We start from the raw sequence: 14,558 nt of genomic DNA, 5'->3' as shown, positions 1-14,558 counted from the left end.
GTTCCTCCCCGAGACCTGGGATGCGTCCTCGCCGAAAGCCGATCCTGCCAAGGTCGCCCGCCGCACCAAGTGCGGCATCCCCGCCGGAACCGGCCATGTCGAGAAGTGGCAACTTGCCCTGGACATGATCGACGAGACACGGTCCTGGGGCCTGGACGTCCCGCTGGCCATCGCCGACGCCGGATACGGAGACACCGCTGCGTTCCGCCTGGGCCTGCAGGAGCGAGGACTCCATTACGTGGTGGGCATCTCCAGCAGGGTGACCGCCCACCTGGGCAGCGCAGTGCCGTCCATCCCGCACTACAGCGGAACCGGCCGCCCGTCGGCAGCGCGATACCCCGACCCGGCCCAGAGTGTGAAGCAACTGGTCATCGATGCCGGGCGGGATGCGGCCAAGGGGGTGCAGTGGCGCGAGGGCTCCCGTTCGGGCTCCGGCCGCAGTGGTCTCAAGCGGATGTACGGGCGGTTCGTCGCCTTGCGAGTCCGTCCCGCCGGCCGGGAGATCCGCAAGGCCGTCGACGGTCCGGAACTGCCCGCTTGCTGGCTGCTGGCCGAATGGCCCGCCCAGGAACCGGAGCCGGTCCAGTTCTGGCTCTCGGACCTCTCTGCGGACACCGCGCTGACCACGCTGGTGCGGCTCGCCAAGCTCCGGTGGCGGATCGAGCACGACTACCGCGAGATGAAACAGGCCATGGGCCTGGCCCACTTCGAAGGCCGCACCTGGACCGGCTGGCACCACCACGTCACCCTCGTCTCCGCCGCCCACGCCTTCTGCACCCTCCAGCGACTGGCCAGAGCCCCAAAAGGAACGGCGCCGGCCTGACCCTCTACCGGATCGTCCGCGAACTGCAGACCCTCCTCGCCACCTGGACCGGCGCCTGCCCCACCTGTCACCGCGACATACCCGCCCCAATGCCAACCTGACCAAGCCCTACTAGTGCGTGTCCGGTGAGTCACTCATGCCCCACCGGACAGCCCCTAGCTAGGCCGCCGTCCAACGGCAACCCCAGTTGATGTGGACACTTCGTGAAGCGCGATCATGGGGGCATGAGGAACGAAGAGGCGAACGGCCCGGTGGCGTGCCCCGGATGCCAGACGCGGGAGAACGTGCCAGTGGCCGAGGCACGTACAGACAAAGGGGGACGGCGCGAGGACCTGACGACCAAGCTCGCTTCGGCACCGAAGGACACCGGTAACGGCTGCATGCACGTCGTCGAGGGCATCGTGCTCGCCTTGGTGGCCGGCCTCGCCGGGAAGTATTTTGCCGACGAACGGGACCTGCCGTGGCTCACGGCAGTTGGCGTCGTCGTCGGGGTACTCATCGTGGTGGCCACGATCGCCATCGTCCGTGGCGAGACCCAGAACGCACGGCGAGCTCCAGACGGAGCGGCCCGTGCGGCCGCACTCACCGCCGAGGCACGCTTCTGCTACACCTGCCAGGGCGTATTTTACCCGTCCGGGCAGCCATCGCCGGGGATCGTGACGCCGGAGCAGTTCCGCCAGCATGTGCGGACGGCAGCCGGCCAGGGTCTGTCCGCCCCTGACCCATCGGACAGACCCTAGCCGACGACGGCGATGCCGAACGGGCCGTTGCTGCCGCTGAGGGAAATCGTGGCGTAGAGCGTGCCGTCTGCGGTGTTGATCACCGACACCGTGCTGTCGGAGAAGTTGGTCACGTAGGCGCGAGGGCGACGCTGTTCCAGCGCCACGAACTGCGGGCCGTTGCCGACACCGAACGTTCCGATCGCCTGGTTGGTTCGGGTGCTGAACACCGACACGTTGTCGTCGCCGATGTTGGCCACGACGGCGCGGGAGCGGCGCTGGTCCACTGCCACCCCCTGCGGGCCGTCCCCGACGTTGATGGAGAGCGGAAGCACCTGGTTGGTGTTGGTGTCGATGACCGACACGCTGTCGTTGTTGAGGTTGGTCACGTAGAGGCGGGCACGGCGCCGGTCCTCCGCCACCCCGGCAGGTCCGTCGCCGGCGCCGGTGATGGTCGTGACCAGCGCGTCGGTGCTGGTGTCGATCACCGTGACGTCATCCGAGCCGAAGTTGCCCACGTAAGCGCGTGCGCGGGCCGGGTTCACCTCGATCGCGGTCGGCCCGTCGCCGGCGTTGAGGGTGCCGATCACCTGATCGGTGCTGGTGTTGATCACGGACACGGTGTCGACGTTGCTGTCGGTCGTGTAGGCGCGGTTTCGCCCCGGGTCCAGTGCGATCGCGTTCGCGCCGCTGCCGACACCGGTGATGGTCAGGTCCACCTGGTTGGTGAGGGTGTTGATCACCGACACGCTGCTGGGAGCACCGCCGTTCGCCACATAGGCACGGGCGCGGGACACGTCCACCGCCACCCCCTGCGGGGCGTCGCCGACGTTGATGGTGGTGATCAGCTGATTGGTCCTGGTGTTGATTACCGACACGGTGTCCGAATCGCGGTTGGCCACGTAGGCGCGATCGCGCGGCGATTGGGTCTGAGTCGCCGAGGCGCTCGAGGCCACGGCGGGGAGGGTCGCGGTGCACAGCACCATCAGGGCCCCGACCGCCCAGGTGCGTCGCCGGTGGCGCGGCTGCCTCGATCTCTGGTTCGCGGGTCCTTCGGGAACAGACGTGGTGGTGTGCCCATCCGAGGTGGGGGGCATGGGCGTCTCCTTGCTGTCGCGTCTCGCCTTTCGACAGCATCCTGAGACGGCGATGCCGCGCCCCGCCGCCCGGCGGCGGCCGAACGGCCGCGCTTCGCGGCCGAACGTGTAACGCGAGAGCCCCTCGGGATCTCTCCCGAGGGGCTCTCGTCCGTGTCCCACTCGCCAGGACGGCCTGCTAAGCCGTTCTTTAGAACTCCCGCCTGGCCCACGACGCCAGTTCTAAAACACGGCCTAGGGCCTGTCTCTTGGATCAGTCTCACTCCGCCTTGGCGCTGGCATCTGTGTGAGCGGGCCGATGGTCTGCACGACACCTTTAGGCTCGTCCCATGACAGAGTCGCCCCTCACCGAAGCTGAGATCGTCGAGGCCGAACGGGAACTCGGTGTTTCCTTTCCCGATGAGTACCGGGTGTATCTGCGCGAGGTGAGCGCCGGCGGGGCACTCTTCCGGCTTGAGCGGACCGGGCGTGGTTGGTGGTGGGCTGGGAACGATGAGGGGCGGCGCGAGCTGCTGGCTACTCCCTTTCCGCATCCCGACTCCTACGTCGGCGCGGACGACGAGCTGATGGCGCGTGAGCCACAGCCTGAGGCGTTCGAGGACGATGCCGCGTACCGAGAGGCTCGGTGTGCCTGGGACGACGAGGCCGACAGGTTCGAGGACCTGAAGACGGCCGGTGCGGTCGTCATCCAGGAGCATGGCTGCGGCTTCTCCACCTTGTTGGCCCTGACCGGCTCTCTGGCTGGCACGGTTTGGTGGGATGGACGGGCTACCTGTGACCTGATCGTCCCGCTGTCCTTGGATCACGTCGGCGGCGCCCAGCCCGTTCAATTCGGGCAGTGGTTGGATTACGGTTCCTGGGCACTCTTGCCGCCGGGCTGGGGGCCATACGTTCCCCCAAGTCCTGTTATTCACCGTTAAGTTTTGAGTTTGTGGTCAGCGTCGGCTCCAGATAAGGATGCCTGCGAGGTGCAGTGCGGCCTGGTAGGCGATCGCGAGCTTGTCGGTTCGTGTGGCCAGGCCGCGCCACTGCTTGAGGCGGTTGGTTGGGTAGGCCGCGCGACGAGGTACCTGCCATGTGCAGGCCCTTTTCCGCACGGCCCCCCTCCGAACCCGCCGTACGAGTTTCCCCGTAACGGGCTCTCCAGTGACCTATTTCGTGACGCTACCGGTTGGCTTTCCTGAGTGGATCGTGTCATGGCAGCCGGTGCAGACAACCAGAGTCTTGCGCCGTTTCTTCACCATCGCCTGATGCCATTCGGTAGGCGGCTCTACCCTGTCGAGGTCAGCGAGTTTTCGGATGTGATGCACCCGCACGTCTTCCGACGTCCCGCATAGCTCGCACTTCCCCTTCAAGAGCCGGGTAATAAGCTCTTTTCTGGGGTGAGGGTTGGCCGCTTGACGGTCCGTGAGGACCGCTGCCTTCTGTCGCGTCAGTGAGATTCCGCCGAATCGTGCGACCAGTGGCTTCCTGCCTGTGCTGCGGGGGACCTTAGCTTCGAAGCATGTGCGGGGCCCATTCGGTGTCTCGATCTTGGCCTTGTAACGGGCCGCCATCTTGGAGACCGTCGAGCCATGCTTCGCTGCCAGTGTCTTGAGCAACGAGGTTTCCATGGCCCAACGCAGCCGATGCAATCGGCATACGTTGCCGGCCAGGAGGTAGTACTGGACGATGCCCCGGTATTCGGCCCCGTAGACGTTGACGATGGTGTAGTCGTCGTCATTCAAGAGTTGGGGCCGGTGCGCGGGTTTTCCGCGACTGAGGTATGGGGCTGCCTTGTCTCGGATCACCTTTGCTGGCACACGCAGAGCAATCGAACCGTTAGCCGTCCTGCGGCCTCGGGTTGCCTGCCTGTCGTTGTGTTGCACGGTGATCTCGTATCCGAGGAACGATGTCGCACCCTTACGGGCATGGGTGATCAGTGTCTTCTCTGGCGATAATTCCAGCTTGAGGTCTTCACGAAGGAATACCGCGAGACGACGTTTGATCTCCTCGGCCTCGGATCTCGGCCCGATGAACCCTAGAAGGGTGTCATCGGCGTATCGCACATAGCGCAGTCTCCGGAAGCCCGGATCGTTCGGATCCACGCTGGGGATACTGCGCTGCTGCTTGCGAAGTGACCGGACCTCGGCCCGGTCTCCGCGCCTGCGGGCGCGTGCAATCGCGTTGACCACCTCCAGGTAGGCAGGGTTTCGCGCCCTGCTTCGCCCTCGGGTGTAGTGCGGAATTAGAACCTTCTCGACAAAGCTGTCCAGTCGGTGCAGGTAGATATTGGACAGCAGCGGAGAGAGTACTCCGCCTTGAGGTGCCCCGCTGAGCGTGGCACCCCAGGTCCAGTCTTCCATGTACCCGGCCTCAAGCATGTTGCGCACGAGTCGAAGAAACCGGCCATCGTGAATTCGTTCTGCCAGCGTCTCGATGACGACTTGATGGTCGATCGAGCCGAAGCAGTCAGAGATATCGCCTTCGATGAACCAGGTTGTACCCGTCCAGGTATTGCCCACCTCCGTCAAGGCGGTGTGGCAGCCCCGTTTGGGTCGGAACCCGTGGGAGCGGTCGGAAAACTGCGGCTCGAAGTACGCCTCCAGGAGGAGCCGCATCACCTCTCCGACGAGCTTGTCCGACCAGGTTGGCAGTCCAAGCGGCCGGGTCTTCCCATTCTTCTTGGGAATGTTGACTCGCTTGACCGGGCTGAACCGATAGCGCTCGTGACGCATCGCATCAATGATGCGACCGATCTTGCCCAGCGACATGCCATCCACGGTTCCTTGCGTAACTCCCGGCGTCATCGCTCCCTTGTTGGAGTAGATGCGGCCGTAAGCCACCAGATACAGCTGGTGATTGAACATTTGTCGATACAGTTCACTGCACGGCAGACCACGTCTGCCGCGCTCACGAAGGATGCCTAACACCGTGTCGGCACTCTGCATTTCGCATACCTCCCGGTCTCGTTCGCATCCAGTCACCTGTGCCCCTTCGCCCTGCGAGCGGCTTTCCCGCTCTCCTTGGCAAGTCGTTACTCCTGCGACTACTACGGGCACTCCGTCGCCCTAGGGTTCGCACCCCGTAGGCGATCCCACGTTCGTCCTTGTTGTACGTCATAGCGTGACGTAGGCGCCCCACTCATCTCCTTCAATGTCCTCATTGGACATCGTCCCATGTCTCGGAAGGTATGTCGGCCATGCATCAAAGCCGTCACAGGACATGGCATCGGTTTCAGTAGCCTTTCCGATGGATGCGAACTTTCATCGACTGGAGATTGGGGTTCAGGCAATCCAGCTTTCGCCTTATCACGCGGGCCCCTCAGCGCACCGTCCCTGGCAACTGAGCCCGATCGCTGATTCTCTGGCATGCTCTGGTCCCCATCACCTTTCGGATCCAGGTGAGCCATCAGGCCCAGGAATATCCCTCCAATTCCTCCCGGCTGAGCCGGGGATACAACAAGGCGCCTCGTGGCGCACATGCACCGTTCGACGGTGTTGCGCCGCTTGTATGCCTCGCGGTCCAAGGCGGGTGGGCGGCCTCCGTGGCGGCCCTTGCGCTTGCGGTTGGCGATCTGGTCGGCGGGCTGCGGGATCACCGCCCGGATGTTGCGCCTGCGCAGGTACTCTCGGATGGCCCGCGACGAGTAGGCCCGGTCCGCCAGGACCACGAGGGGCCGGATGCGCGGTCGGCCGACCGCTCTGGGCGCAGTGCGGCCATGACGTGCTCGAACGAGGGTGCGTCGTCGGCCTGGCCCGGCGTGAGGACAAAGCACAACGGGTGGCAGCGGCCGTCGGCGGCGAGGCGGATCTTGGTGCTCAGGCCGCCGCGGGAGCGCCCGATCGCATGGTGCCGGGCTCGCCGGCCGGGGCCCCTTCTGACGGGCCCCCGCCGCGCCCTGGTGCGCGCGCACGATAGTCGAGTCGACGGAGACGACCCAGTCCAGATCACCCTCGGCATCGGCCTGGGCGAGCAGGGCGGTGACGACGCGCCCCCAGGTGCCGTCGATCGCCCAATTCCGCAGCCGGGTGTAGACGCCCTTCCAAGAGCCGCATTCGGCGGGCAGGTGCACCCACTGCGAGCCGGTCTGAAATTTCCACGCGATCGCGTCGATCACCTGCCGGTGATCGCGCCACCGCCCTCCCCGCTTCGGTGTCCGGTTCGGCAACAACGGCTCTATCCGCGCCCACTGCGCGTCCGTCAACGGCACGACCGGACCAATGATCGCATGGTCGGATCGGCGCGGCCGGGAGGATCAGCCCAGCCCTGAAGGCCGGTCAAGGTCGAGCGCCGGGGCTGGCCCCAGGTCGAACTCACAGATCTCCATCCCGGCGAACGAAGTACTGTCCTGGCCGAATTGAAGCCACACGCGGGGCGCCTCGTCGTCGAGATGAATCCAGGTGCTGTCAGCACAGTCAGCCGGAGCCGTTCGAAGGTAAGTGCAGGTCGGACTGCACCCGCACCACCCGTGGAAACGCAACCCCACCACGGCCTGGGCCATGGCGGACTCACCCTCAGAGACCAGCGCCGCATCGAGGAACGACACCAGCGCGGGATAGACGTCCGCAAGCAGCGGCGGCTCAGTCTCGGTCACATAGTCAGGCCAGCTGTCCCCAGCGCGCCCCAGTCTCGTCAGCACCTAGATCCATAAGAAAGGCCCTAGACCCGCGCATCCAGCACCCGGCCGTGCTCACGCTGCTGGAGCGGTTCGGTTTTCCGACCCAGATCCGCAAGGCGGGACGGCGACGGCTGACCAGCCTGCTCCGGCCGAAGGCACCGCGGATGGCCGGGCGGCTGGTGGAGGACATCTTCACCGCGCTGGACGAGCAGACCGTCGTCGTCCCGGGAACGGATGCTGCCGCGCTGATCGTCCCGAGCCTGGCCGGCTCACTGACCTCCGTTCTCGAGCAACGCAAGCTGCTGGCCGGGCGGATCGAGGAACTGCTGGAGAGCCACCCTCTTTCGACGAGGCTCTCCTGAAAAACCTGGCTCAGGGCTCGCGCGTGCATCGGGTGGACGCCTTCGAGGAGGGCGAACGGACGCGCCGACTGTGGCGGATCACCCAGACCAAGCGATAGCCGACGGCGTTGTACGGCGGCGTGTGCGCCGACGGAGCCTTCGGTCAGGCCACCCAGCCTCCTGCGACCCTTCCATTTCCTCGTGTCCCCTGAGCGTCCACTGGATCTTGCTTTTTCGGCTCCGCTGCGTAACTTCCAGCGGCCGAGCTTGTTCTGCATCGCCGCAGGTCAGAGCCTTGGCAGGAGCGTCCACGCGCCCGCCGGGACGCCTCAAGCGGTACTCGTGAGCAGCGGATTCTCTCCGTTGGACCCGAGTTTGTGACTCAGAGCCACCGGAGAGACGTTTCTGCAGGTCAGGGCACATTACTGGTGGGGCGGGTGGGACTCGAACCCACGGCCGACGGATTATGAGTCCGCTGCTCTAACCGGCTGAGCTACCGCCCCTAACGGCGCGTCGCGCACATTTGTGCGCGCCGTCTGCCGCAGCATAGCCGCTCATACGATCTCCTGCCTCAGCTGGTCGGCGTCGCACGACCATGAGGACTGCGCTGCCGCCTGCCCGGTTCCACCGGCAGTCGAAAACATGGGAAAAAATGGAAAGAGGACCCCGAGGGGTCCTCTGTTCCGCTTCCGCTCCCCCGGCTGGACTCGAACCAGCAACCCTCCGGTTAACAGCCGAATGCTCTGCCAATTGAGCTACAGGGGATCGCGCTCCCCCGACTGGACTCGAACCAGTAACCTGCCGGTTAACAGCCGGCTGCTCTGCCAATTGAGCTACAGGGGATTGCTGCGTGTGCACCGAACGTACCTACCTGGGGCTTCCCGGGCGGCGCTCGCTCGCTGCGACACATACATTAGCGCAAGCAGGGGGGTGCTCCGCCAATCGGTTCCCCTCGTGACCTCGTGACCTCAGATCCCGGCGCCGGGGACGGCGCAGGCGAAGGGTGGCAGCGATGCGGTACCGGCTCACGTTCATCACCGGAGTGGCACTCGGGTACGTGCTCGGGACGCGGGCCGGCCGGGAGCGTTATGAGCAGCTGAAGAAGTCCGCACGGGAGTTCACGCGGAATCCCGCCGTCCGCAACGCCGCCGAGACGGCGGCGATGACGGGCCGCGAGGTCGCCGGCAAGGCGTACCACGCGGTGAGCGAGAAGGTCGGCGACCGGATGCCCGACTCGGTGGCGTCGCGGGTGCGGTCCCTGCGCGAACGGAGCCAGGGCGGCGGCGAGGACGACTGGGGCACGAGCAATACGTAGGCCCTTGGCCGGGCCGGGGGCGGTGGAGGATCGCGGGCCACGGGCCCGGGGGCGGATCCGTGTGGGCCTGGGGGATCCTGGCCCCGGCCGCGCCGACACGGGACGTGGTCCCGGGTCGGGCCTGTGTACGCCGCCCCGGCAGGCCCGGGACCACCCCGTGCGCGATCCCGGGCCCGGGTCAGTGATCCCGGTACCCCCCGCGTCACCCATCCGGACCTCCGGGCGGGACCTTGGGGGGTGGGACCAGGGGAGTCCCGGACAGGAGCGCGACATCTATCGGCCGACCCTTGGCCAGGAGCTGGCCGGAACCTGGTCAGTTACCCGGGCCGGGCCCGGAGCAGCGGCGGGCGTGGGGCAGAATCTGACGGCATGGGGATAGTCGCCGGGCTGGACAGTTCGTCCGCATTCACTCGCATCATCGTCTGCGACACCGACACGGGCGCCGTGCTGCGCCAGGGATACGCGCCACATCCCATCGAGGCGAAGGCGAGCGACGTCGATCCACAGGCGTGGCTGCTGTCGCTGGGTGAGGCGGCGTCGGGCGGACTGCTGGAGGGCGTGCAGGCCATCGGCGTGTCCGCGCAGCCGCACGGGCTGGTTCCGCTGGACGCGGCGGGGAGCCCGGTGCGGGGCGCACTGGTCGGGAACGACAAGCGGGCGCAGGTCGCGGCGGCGGATCTGATCGAGGGGTTCGGCGGGCGGCAGGCCTGGGCCGAGGCCGTCGGGTGTGTGCCGCAGTCGGGGCATCCGGTGGCGAAGCTGCGCTGGCTGGCGCGGACCGAGCCCGAGGCGGCGCAGCGTACGGCGGGACTGATGCAGCCCCACGACTGGCTGGTCTGGCAGCTGCTGGGCCGCCCGGCGCGCAGGACCACGGACCGGGGCGCGGCGTCCACGACCGGCTACTGGTCGACGGGTACGGGGGCGTACCGGCCGGATCTGGTGGAGCTGGCGCTCGGCCACCAGGCGGCGCTGCCCGAGGTGCTGGGTCCTTCCGATGCCGCCGGGACGACGCCGGAGGGGCTGCTGATCTCGGCGGGCACGGGCGAGACGATGGCGGCCGCGTTCGGGCTCGGGCTCGCGCCGGGGGACGCCGTCGTGTCGCTGGGCGCGTCGGGTTCGGTGATGGCCGTGCACCACGAGGCGCTGGCCGATCCGTCCGGGATGATCACGTCCCTCGCGGACGCCACGGGGATGCATCTGCCGGTCGTGTACACCCTCAACGCGGTACGGGCGTTGCGCGGCACCGCCGAGCTGCTGGGCGTGAGCGACCTGGAGGAGTTGTCGGCGCTCGCGTCGAAGTCGACTCCGGGCGCCTCCGGGCTCGTTCTGCTCCCCTATCTGGAGGGTGAGCGCACCCCGCACCTTCCGCACACCGCGGGCACCCTGACCGGGCTGCGGCGCGAGTCGATGAAGCGCGAGCATCTGGCGCGGGCGGCCTTCGAGGGCATGCTGTGCGGGCTCGCCGACGCGCTGGACGTGCTGCGCGGGCGGGGCGTGGAGGTGCGGCGGGTGTTCCTGCTCGGGCAGGCGGCCGAGCTGCCGGCGGTGCAGGCCGCGGCCCCGGCGATCTTCGCCGCGCAGGTCGTCGTACCGCAGCCCGCCGACTACGCCGCCCTCGGCGCGGCCCGCCAGGCGGCCTGGGCGCTGGGTGTGGCACAGGGGACGCTCTCCCCGCACACCCCGCCGGCCTGGCAGGGCGCAGCCGCTCAGGTCTTCGAGCCGGGCGATGAGCTGGCGGTGGGGCAGGCGGTGCGTCAGCAGTACGTGGCGACGCGGGATCAGGTGCACCCGGGGGCGTTCGGCGCATGACCCGGGCGGCGGCGTAAGGCGTCCGGGGCGGCGGCGTGCGGCGTCCGACCGCCCCGGACTCTTGACCGGGGTTTGGCGTAATCCCTTGGGCGCCGACGAGCGTGGTGTCGGAAGATTGGGGCGACTCCACGATTTCGCCGACCCGACCGAGAGACACGACGCGTGCTCATCAGACTCCTCCGGACGTTCCTGCGTCCGTACCAGAGACCGCTGGCCCTGCTGGTGGCGCTGCAGCTGTTGCAGACCAGCGCCACCCTCTATCTGCCCACCCTCAACGCGGACATCATTGACAACGGTGTCCTCACCGGCGACACCGGCTACATCCTCACGTACGGCGCCCTCATGATCGGCGTCAGCGTGATCCAGGTGGTGTGCAACATCGGGGCCGTGTTCTACAGCGCCAGGACCGCCGCCGCGCTCGGGCGGGACGTGCGGGCCGCCGTCTTCGACCGGGTGCAGTCGTTCTCGGCCCGCGAGGTGGGGCACTTCGGCGCGCCGTCCCTCATCACCCGGACGACCAATGACGTCCAGCAGGTCCAGATGCTGGTACTGATGGCGTTCACCCTGATGGTCTCCGCGCCCATCATGTGCGTCGGCGGCATCCTGATGGCGCTCGGCCAGGACGTGCCGCTGTCGGCGGTGCTGCTCGCGGTCGTGCCGGTCCTCGGCATCTCCGTGACGGTGATCGTGAAGAAGATGCGGCCGCTGTTCCGGACCATGCAGGAGCGCCTCGACACGGTGAACCGGGTGCTGCGGGAGCAGATCACCGGCAACCGGGTGATCAGGGCGTTCGTGAAGGACACCTACGAGGAGAAGCGTTTCCGCGTCGCCAACTCCGAGCTGACCGACGTCTCCATGTCGACCGGCCGGCTGATGTCGCTGATGTTCCCGGTCGTGATGACGGTCGTGAACGTGTCCAGCGTCGCGGTCGTCTGGTTCGGTGCGCACCGCATCGACAGCGGCGGGATGGAGATCGGCGCGCTGACCGCGTTCCTCGCCTATCTGCTGCAGATAGTGATGGCGGTGATGATGGCCACCTTCATGTTCATGATGGTGCCCCGCGCCGAGGTCTGTGCCGAGCGCATCGAGGAGCTCCTCGGGACCGAATCGAGCGTCGTACCGCCGGTGCGGCCGGTGCGGGAGCTGGCCCGGCGGGGGCATCTGGAGGTGCGGGGCGCGCACTTCCGCTACCCGGGCGCCGAGGAGTCGGTGCTGCGCGATGTGGAGCTGGTGGCCGTGCCCGGTGAGACGACCGCGATCATCGGGTCGACGGGCAGCGGCAAGTCGACGCTGCTCGGGCTGGTCCCGCGGCTGTTCGACGTGACCGGCGGGGAGGTGCTCGTGGACGGTGTGGACGTACGGGAGCTGGATCCGGCGCTGATGGCGCGGACGGTCGGGCTCGTGCCGCAGAAGCCGTATCTCTTCTCGGGGACGGTGGCGACGAATCTGCGGTACGGGAATCCGGACGCGACGGACGACGACCTGTGGCACGCGCTGGAAGTGGCCCAGGCCGCCGACTTCGTACGCGACCTCGACGGCGGGCTGAACGCGCCCATCGCGCAGGGCGGTACGAACGTGTCGGGCGGTCAGCGGCAGCGGCTCGCGATCGCGCGGACGCTGGTGCAGCGGCCCGAGATCTACCTCTTCGACGACTCGTTCTCGGCGCTGGACTACGCCACCGACGCGGCCCTGCGCGGCGCGCTCTCGCTGGAGACGGCACAGTCGACGGTCGTGATCGTCGCCCAGCGGGTGTCGACCATCCGTGAGGCCGACCGGATCGTGGTCCTCGACGAGGGCCGGGTGGTCGGGACCGGACGGCATCAGGAGCTGATGGCGAGCAACGAGACCTACCGGGAGATCGTGCTCTCCCAGCTGACCGAGGCGGAGGCTGCCTGATGGCCGGTCCTGGCGGACGCATGATGATGGGACAGTCCGGCGAGCGGTCCATGGACTTCAAGGGCTCGGCCAAGCGGCTGCTGCGGCAGCTCGCGCCGGAGAAGCGCACGCTGTGGGCGATGCTCACGGCCGCTGTGCTGAGCGTGGCGCTGTCGGTGGCCGGGCCGTGGATCCTGGGCAGGGCGACGGACCTGGTCTTCGCGGGGGTTGTCGGGCGCGGGATGCGGGAGGGCGCGACGAAGGAGCAGGCCCTCGCGCGTATGCGGGAGAGGGGCGACGCGAGGCTCGCCGACATGTTCTCCGGCGTCGACTTCACCCCGGGCCAGGGCATCGACTTCGACGCGGTGGGGAGCGTGCTGCTGGCGGCGCTCGCGGCGTTCGTCACCGCGGGGCTGCTGATGCTGGTGTCGACGCGGCTGTCGATCAGGGTGATCAACCGGACCGTGTACCGGCTGCGTGAGGACGTGCAGACGAAGCTGTCGCGGCTGCCGCTGTCGTACTTCGACAAGGCCAAGCGCGGCGAGGTGCTCAGCCGCGCGACGAACGACATCGACAACATCTCGCAGACCATGCAGCAGTCGATGGGCCAGCTGATCAACTCGCTGCTGACCATCGTGGGCGTGCTGGCGATGATGTTCTGGGTCTCGCCGCTGCTGGCGCTGGTGGCGCTGGTGACGGTGCCGTTGTCGGTGTACGTGGCGGCGAAGGTCGGCAAGCGCTCGCAACCGCAGTTCGTGCAGCAGTGGAAGTCGACGGGCAAGCTCAACGCGCACATCGAGGAGATGTACACCGGCCATGCGCTGGTGAAGGTCTTCGGGCGGCAGGAGGAGTCCGCGAAGGGCTTCGCCGAGCAGAACGAGGCGCTGTACGAGGCGGGGTTCAGGGCGCAGTTCAACAGCGGTGTCATGCAGCCGCTGATGTTCTTCATCTCGAACCTCAACTACGTGCTGGTGGCCGTGGTCGGCGGGCTGCGGGTCGCCTCGGGCTCGCTCTCGATCGGTGACGTCCAGGCGTTCATCCAGTACTCGCGGCAGTTCTCGATGCCGCTGACGCAGGTGGCGTCGATGGCGAACCTGGTGCAGTCGGGCGTGGCCTCGGCGGAACGGATCTTCGAACTGCTGGACGCGGACGAGCAGGCGCCCGACCCGGTCGTCGGGGGCCGCCCGGCCGAGCTGCGCGGCGCGGTCGCGCTGGAGAACGTGTCGTTCCGCTACGAGCCGGAGAAGCCGCTCATCGAGGATCTGTCGCTGGCGGTCGAGCCGGGCAACACGGTCGCGATCGTCGGCCCGACCGGGGCCGGAAAGACCACGCTGGTCAATCTGCTGATGCGGTTCTACGAGGTCACGGGCGGCCGGATCACCCTCGACGGCGTCGACATCGCCACGATGACCCGGGACGACCTGCGCTCCGGGATCGGCATGGTGCTCCAGGACACCTGGCTGTTCGGCGGGACGATCGCCGACAACATCGCCTACGGGACCGCCCGTCCGGTCTCCCGCGAGGAGATCGAGGAGGCGGCACGGGCGGCCCACGCCGACCGTTTCATCCGGACCCTGCCGGACGGCTACGACACCGTCATCGACGACGACGGCGCCGGGGTCAGCGCCGGCGAGAAGCAGCTGATCACGATCGCGCGGGCGTTCCTGTCCGATCCGGTGATCCTGGTGCTGGACGAGGCCACGAGCTCCGTCGACACGCGTACGGAGGTGCTGATCCAGAAGGCGATGGCACGGCTCGCCCACGGGCGTACGTCCTTCGTGATCGCGCACAGGTTGTCCACGATCCGAGACGCAGACGTGATCTTGGTGATGGAGAATGGTGCGATCGTCGAGCAGGGGACGCACGACGAGCTGCTGCTCGCGCGGGGGGCGTACGCACGGCTGTACGCGGCGCAGTTCGCGCAGGCGGTGGCCGAGGTCGACTGACCGTCGACCGACCAACAGGAAACGGGGAGGACG

10 protein-coding genes, 3 tRNA genes and 3 pseudogenes are annotated in these 14,558 nt (G+C 67.6%); 8 read left to right on the top strand and 8 right to left on the bottom strand.

The window, feature by feature from the left end:
- Nucleotides 1–823, top strand: an 823-nt coding sequence (locus ABT342_RS05335) for an IS701 family transposase (RefSeq protein WP_351567267.1), incomplete at its 5' end; no start/stop codon positions are given.
- Between the two features lie 224 nt (nucleotides 824–1,047).
- Nucleotides 1,048–1,563, top strand: a complete 516-nt coding sequence (locus ABT342_RS05330; RefSeq protein ID WP_351567264.1) for a hypothetical protein — start codon at nucleotides 1,048–1,050, stop codon at nucleotides 1,561–1,563.
- Here ABT342_RS05330 and ABT342_RS05325 read toward each other — a convergent pair.
- The gene (locus ABT342_RS05325; RefSeq protein ID WP_351567261.1) at nucleotides 1,560–2,498 is read right to left on the bottom strand and encodes a YncE family protein; all 939 of its coding nucleotides are present in this window, start codon (nucleotides 2,496–2,498) and stop codon (nucleotides 1,560–1,562) included. The genes ABT342_RS05330 and ABT342_RS05325 overlap by 4 nt on opposite strands.
- A gap of 470 nt (nucleotides 2,499–2,968) precedes the next feature.
- On the opposite strand from ABT342_RS05325, the gene ABT342_RS05320 reads away from it, so the two are divergent.
- Entirely contained in the window at nucleotides 2,969–3,559 is a 591-nt protein-coding gene (locus ABT342_RS05320) for an SMI1/KNR4 family protein (protein ID WP_351567258.1), read from the top strand.
- Between the two features lie 15 nt (nucleotides 3,560–3,574).
- Here the strand turns inward: ABT342_RS05320 and ABT342_RS05315 are convergent.
- The 4 genes and pseudogenes from ABT342_RS05315 to ABT342_RS05300 all read right to left on the bottom strand — a co-directional run.
- Nucleotides 3,575–3,682 (bottom strand): annotated as a pseudogene (locus ABT342_RS05315) (IS5/IS1182 family transposase); the annotation flags it as partial.
- 108 nt (nucleotides 3,683–3,790) lie between these two features.
- Nucleotides 3,791–5,569, bottom strand: coding sequence for a reverse transcriptase/maturase family protein (locus ABT342_RS05310; RefSeq protein ID WP_351567255.1), 1,779 nt, complete (start codon nucleotides 5,567–5,569; stop codon nucleotides 3,791–3,793).
- A gap of 530 nt (nucleotides 5,570–6,099) precedes the next feature.
- Nucleotides 6,100–6,843, bottom strand: a pseudogene (locus ABT342_RS05305) (IS5 family transposase); the annotation flags it as partial.
- A 33-nt stretch (nucleotides 6,844–6,876) separates the two neighbouring features.
- The gene (locus ABT342_RS05300) at nucleotides 6,877–7,215 is read right to left on the bottom strand and encodes a hypothetical protein (protein ID WP_351567252.1); all 339 of its coding nucleotides are present in this window, start codon (nucleotides 7,213–7,215) and stop codon (nucleotides 6,877–6,879) included.
- A gap of 65 nt (nucleotides 7,216–7,280) precedes the next feature.
- On the opposite strand from ABT342_RS05300, the pseudogene ABT342_RS05295 reads away from it, so the two are divergent.
- Nucleotides 7,281–7,598, top strand: a pseudogene (locus ABT342_RS05295) (IS110 family transposase); the annotation flags it as partial.
- 408 nt (nucleotides 7,599–8,006) lie between these two features.
- On the opposite strand, the gene ABT342_RS05290 reads toward ABT342_RS05295, so the two are convergent.
- The 3 genes from ABT342_RS05290 to ABT342_RS05280 form a co-directional block, all read right to left on the bottom strand.
- Nucleotides 8,007–8,083: transfer RNA gene (locus ABT342_RS05290), tRNA-Ile, on the bottom strand.
- Between the two features lie 189 nt (nucleotides 8,084–8,272).
- Nucleotides 8,273–8,345: transfer RNA gene (locus ABT342_RS05285), tRNA-Asn, on the bottom strand.
- Nucleotides 8,346–8,350: 5 nt separating this feature from the next.
- Nucleotides 8,351–8,423: transfer RNA gene (locus tag ABT342_RS05280), tRNA-Asn, on the bottom strand.
- A 169-nt stretch (nucleotides 8,424–8,592) separates the two neighbouring features.
- Here ABT342_RS05280 and ABT342_RS05275 point away from each other — a divergent pair.
- The 4 genes from ABT342_RS05275 (at nucleotide 8,593) to ABT342_RS05260 (ending at nucleotide 14,525) form a co-directional block, all read left to right on the top strand.
- Nucleotides 8,593–8,895 (top strand): YtxH domain-containing protein, encoded by a 303-nt coding sequence (locus ABT342_RS05275; RefSeq protein WP_351567249.1) that lies wholly within the window; start codon nucleotides 8,593–8,595, stop codon nucleotides 8,893–8,895.
- Between the two features lie 369 nt (nucleotides 8,896–9,264).
- Nucleotides 9,265–10,704, top strand: coding sequence for an FGGY family carbohydrate kinase (locus tag ABT342_RS05270; RefSeq protein ID WP_351567247.1), 1,440 nt, complete (start codon nucleotides 9,265–9,267; stop codon nucleotides 10,702–10,704).
- A 162-nt stretch (nucleotides 10,705–10,866) separates the two neighbouring features.
- Nucleotides 10,867–12,600, top strand: coding sequence for an ABC transporter ATP-binding protein (locus ABT342_RS05265; protein ID WP_351567245.1), 1,734 nt, complete (start codon nucleotides 10,867–10,869; stop codon nucleotides 12,598–12,600).
- Nucleotides 12,600–14,525 carry an ABC transporter ATP-binding protein gene (locus ABT342_RS05260; RefSeq protein WP_351567243.1) on the top strand — a complete coding sequence of 642 codons (1,926 nt, stop codon included), beginning with the start codon at nucleotides 12,600–12,602 and terminating at the stop codon, nucleotides 14,523–14,525. Before ABT342_RS05265 ends, ABT342_RS05260 begins: the two co-directional genes overlap by 1 nt.
- The last annotated feature ends 33 nt before the right edge of the window (nucleotides 14,526–14,558 follow it).

This window comes from Streptomyces sp. NPDC000410 (assembly GCF_040300305.1).
In the GTDB taxonomy this organism is placed as follows: Bacteria; Actinomycetota; Actinomycetes; order Streptomycetales; family Streptomycetaceae; genus Streptomyces.
This window is presented reverse-complemented; position numbering and strand designations above follow the sequence as displayed.

Excerpts from the sequence above, each read along its gene's own strand:
- ABT342_RS05330 (WP_351567264.1), top strand. The coding sequence starts at position 1,048 with ATGAGGAACGAAGAGGCGAACGGCCCGGTGGCGTGCCCCGGATGCCAG.
- ABT342_RS05320 (WP_351567258.1), top strand. The coding sequence starts at position 2,969 with ATGACAGAGTCGCCCCTCACCGAAGCTGAGATCGTCGAGGCCGAACGG.
- ABT342_RS05310 (WP_351567255.1), bottom strand. The coding sequence starts at position 5,569 with ATGCAGAGTGCCGACACGGTGTTAGGCATCCTTCGTGAGCGCGGCAGA.
- ABT342_RS05275 (WP_351567249.1), top strand. The coding sequence starts at position 8,593 with ATGCGGTACCGGCTCACGTTCATCACCGGAGTGGCACTCGGGTACGTG.
- ABT342_RS05270 (WP_351567247.1), top strand. The coding sequence starts at position 9,265 with ATGGGGATAGTCGCCGGGCTGGACAGTTCGTCCGCATTCACTCGCATC.
- ABT342_RS05260 (WP_351567243.1), top strand. The coding sequence starts at position 12,600 with ATGGCCGGTCCTGGCGGACGCATGATGATGGGACAGTCCGGCGAGCGG.